At 66.9% G+C, this 3,575-nt stretch carries 4 protein-coding genes; 1 reads left to right on the top strand and 3 read right to left on the bottom strand.

Translation table 11 applies throughout. From position 1 onward, the window contains the following. The coding region (locus tag RT123_RS13475; RefSeq protein WP_313009621.1) for a citrate/2-methylcitrate synthase at positions 1–745 on the top strand (745 nt) is incomplete at its 5' end. Between the two features lie 56 nt (positions 746–801). Here RT123_RS13475 and RT123_RS13470 read toward each other — a convergent pair. The 3 genes from RT123_RS13470 to RT123_RS13460 form a co-directional block, all read right to left on the bottom strand. Further along, positions 802–1,794 carry an FUSC family protein gene (locus RT123_RS13470; protein WP_313009619.1) on the bottom strand — a complete coding sequence of 331 codons (993 nt, stop codon included), beginning with the start codon at positions 1,792–1,794 and terminating at the stop codon, positions 802–804. Between the two features lie 2 nt (positions 1,795–1,796). After that, positions 1,797–2,966, bottom strand: coding sequence for a lipid-A-disaccharide synthase (gene lpxB / locus RT123_RS13465; protein ID WP_313009618.1), 1,170 nt, complete (start codon positions 2,964–2,966; stop codon positions 1,797–1,799). Then, positions 2,963–3,575, bottom strand: a 613-nt coding sequence (locus RT123_RS13460) for a UDP-2,3-diacylglucosamine diphosphatase LpxI domain-containing protein (RefSeq protein WP_313009617.1), incomplete at its 5' end; no start/stop codon positions are given. The genes RT123_RS13460 and lpxB, both read right to left, overlap by 4 nt.

The raw sequence follows: 3,575 nt of genomic DNA, 5'->3' as shown, positions 1-3,575 counted from the left end.
CGGCCAGCCGTTCGTGTCGCCGCGCAACGACCTGTCCTACGCCGAAAACTTCCTGCGCATGTGCTTCGCCGTTCCGGCCGAGGACTATCATGTCGATCCGGCCCTGGTTCGCGCCATGGACCGCATCTTCACCCTGCACGCCGACCACGAACAGAACGCCTCGACCTCGACCGTGCGTCTGGCCGGTTCGTCGGGCGCCAATCCGTTCGCCTGTATCGCCGCCGGCATCGCCTGCCTGTGGGGCCCGTCGCACGGCGGCGCCAACGAAGAGGCGCTGACGATGCTCAAGGAAATCGGCACCCCGGACAAGATCCCGGAGTTCATCCAGGGCGTGAAGGACCGCAAGTACAAGCTGATGGGCTTCGGCCACCGCGTGTACAAGAACTACGACCCGCGCGCGAAGGTCATGCAGCAGTCGGCCTATGAAGTGCTGGCCGCCACGGGCCGCGAAAACGATCCGCTGTTCCTGGTCGCCAAGGAGTTGGAGAAGGTCGCCCTGTCGGACGAATACTTCACCTCGCGCAAGCTGTTCCCGAACGTCGACTTCTATTCGGGCATCACCTTGTCGGCGATGGGCTTCCCAACCACCATGTTCACCGTCCTGTTCGCCCTGGCCCGCACCGTGGGCTGGATCTCGCAGTGGCAGGAAATGATGGCCGATCCGTCGCAGAAGATCGGTCGCCCGCGTCAGCTCTACACGGGCCCGACCCAGCGCGATTACGTGCCGATCGAACAGCGCGGCTGAGACGAAAGCTGAAATGCAAAACGCCGGGGAGACATCCCCGGCGTTTTTCTTTGTCGTCAGACCAGCTTCAAATCCGCGAAACGCGCGGCCAGGTCATCCAGATCACGGTGCATATGGGCCACGCCGATTGCAGCAGCGCCCAGAGCCACATCGTCCCCTTCGACGGCCATGGACAAGGCCAGGCTTTGGTCGATCGCGCCCATGGGCTGGGCGGCCCTGCCCTGAGACAGAGCCTCGAGTTGCTCCACCGCTCGCTCCGCGTCCTGCGACCAGGGATCCAGCCGGGGGCCGGCGCCCTCGGCCTGGAAACCGCGTCCCAGGATGACGATGTCGCTGCGCACGCGCCAGAAGGCGCGCACGAGCGCGGCTCGATCCGCCGTCTCACGTTGCGGGCCGGGCAGATCGATGACGTTCTTGGCGGCCTGACCCAACGCATCCAGCCGCCGCTTCAGATCGGCATGATGGCGCGAGATTTCGGAGGCATCCTCCGGAACGGCCTTTGAGACCAAAGCCAACAGCCTCGCCGCTTCGCCCGCCGCCTCGCGCGCCTGAAGTTTGAAGGATTGCCTGGCATGGCGCGGAAACAGGGCCAGGATCGCGAGAACCCCGACGCCGCTGCCGACCAGGATTTCCATCACCCGATCCAGCGCGAGAGACGCCGGCCCCTCTGCGCCGGTCCCGCCGGCGATGACGATGGTCGCCGTCACGGGCGCGACCTTCAGCCATGGCCGCCCGGTTGCAAAGAAGGCCAGCAGCCCCGCCGAGACGGCGATGCTCAGGGCCATGCTTTCCAGGCCCGGCGGACGAAGGAAGGCGAAGACCGCCCCCGCCAGCGCCCCGGTCGCCGTGCCGATGGCCCGGTCCCGCGCAACGGTCAGGACGCCGCCACCGACGCTCGCCTGAATGACGACGATGGCGGAAATCACGCTCCAGTAAGGGTGCGGCAGGTTCAGCCAGGTCGCGAGATAGAGCGCGGCCATCGCGCCGACCGCCATCTGAAGCGCGGCGCGGACCTCGGCCGCACGTCGCGGACTGAGCGCCCGCGCCATCGTCAGCTCGCCGACTTCTCGGCGATGACCTTCAGCACCGCGTCGGCAGCCAGTTCGGATGGGTCCGGTCCTCCGCGTCCCATCAGCTCCAATGCCGCGGTCTGGCGACGCGCCTGTTCGGCCGCCAAGGCCGGGTCGGCCAGCAGCCGCCCGACCGCCGCCGTCAGAATGGCCGGGCTCGCCTCCTGCTGGATGAATTCAGGCGCGATCCGGTCGTCAGCCGCGACATTGAACAGGGTGATATGTTTGGCGGTCACGAACCGCTTCATCAGCTGATAGCTGAGCCCGTCGATCTTGTAGGCGATGACCATCGGCGCGCCCGCCAGCGCCAGTTCGGTCGACACGGTGCCGCTGGTGGCCAGGGCGACGGTCGCGGCGCGCATGGCGTCATACTTTTCGGCTTCGTCGACCAGGTGAACGCGGAAGGGCCAGGCGGCGACGCGGCCTGCAACATCGTGAGCGACGGTTCCCGCGGCGACCACGGCGACTTCCAGGCCGGGGTTCGTGGTCTTCAGTTTTCTGACCGTGGCCTCATAGACGGGGCCCATTCGGGTGATCTCGCTGGGCCGGCTGCCGGGCAGCACCAAGAGAAGCTGCGCATCGGCGGCGATCCCACGAAGCGCGCGGAACGCTGCGCCGTCCGCAGCATCGACATTCACATGAAGCGCCGACGAACCAACGACGGTCGTCGGCAGGCCCTCGCGCTCGAACCAGGGCGCATCAAAGCCATAGAGGGCAAGAAGATGATCGACGGCGCCCGCCAAGGTCTTGGCCCGGCCCGGCCGCGAGGCCCAGACCTGAGGCCCGACGTATTTGATCAGCGGCAGGTCCGGGCGCGCGGCCCGGATCGCCTTGGCCACACGGATAGTAAAGCCCCAACTGTCGATCAGCACCACGGCGTCAGGCTTTTCCTGCTCGGCCAGCGCCGCCGTCTGCTCGACGCGCCGCTTGACCTTGCCATAGGCGCGCAAACCCTCGATCCAGCCCAAGATCGACAGTTCGGCGATGTCGAACGGGCTGACCACGCCTTCGGCCGCCATCTTTGGCCCGCCGACGCCGACAAAGGCCACATCGTCTCCTAACCGCGCCTTCAACGCCTTGGCCAGACCGGCGCCCAGCGCATCGCCAGAAGCCTCCGCCGCCACGAGCATGATCTTCAGCGGGCGGCTCACCGGTCGTCGCCCCAGACGAACAGTCCCAGACGGTTCGCCGTCTCGACGACGGCTGCGCGATCAATCAGGATTAAACGTCCGGCCACCCCGCCGATGCCCGCCAAACCCGCCGCCGCCGCCATTTCGACGGTGCGCGGCCCGATCACGGGCATATCGACGCGCAGATCCTGAATGGGCTTGGGCGCCTTTCCGAGCGCGCCCCTGGGGCTATCGACCGCTCCACGCAAGTCGGCGGGCAGATTGGCGACGCGGGTCAGCATCGCGTCGGTGCCTTCCTGCGCCTCAACCGCAAGGACCAGGCCGTCACAGACGACGGCGCCCTGCCCGATATCGAGTTCGCCTGATTTTTCGGCGACATGCAGCGCCTTTTTCAGATCGGCTAGCTGCTCCTCGGTCGGCGCTACGGCTCCCAGCGCGCCTGCGCCAAGCGTGTCGCCGCCCAGAATGTCGTCGGCGCCCTCGACGGCGAAGCCTTCGGTCTCGAATACCGACAGGATCTTGCGCAGCAGGGCGTCATCGCCCTTGGAGGCTGCGGCGACGATGCCCGGCAACAGGGTCGCCCCTTTAAAATCGGGCTTTAGCGTCTTGAAATCCGGCCGATTGACGATG

Source organism: Brevundimonas vesicularis (assembly GCF_032067225.1).
In the GTDB taxonomy this organism is placed as follows: Bacteria; Pseudomonadota; Alphaproteobacteria; order Caulobacterales; family Caulobacteraceae; genus Brevundimonas; species Brevundimonas vesicularis_F.
This window is presented reverse-complemented; position numbering and strand designations above follow the sequence as displayed.

Coding starts and splice junctions, on each gene's coding strand:
- RT123_RS13470 (WP_313009619.1), bottom strand. CDS start 1,794: ATGGCGCGGGCGCTCAGTCCGCGACGTGCGGCCGAGGTCCGCGCCGCG.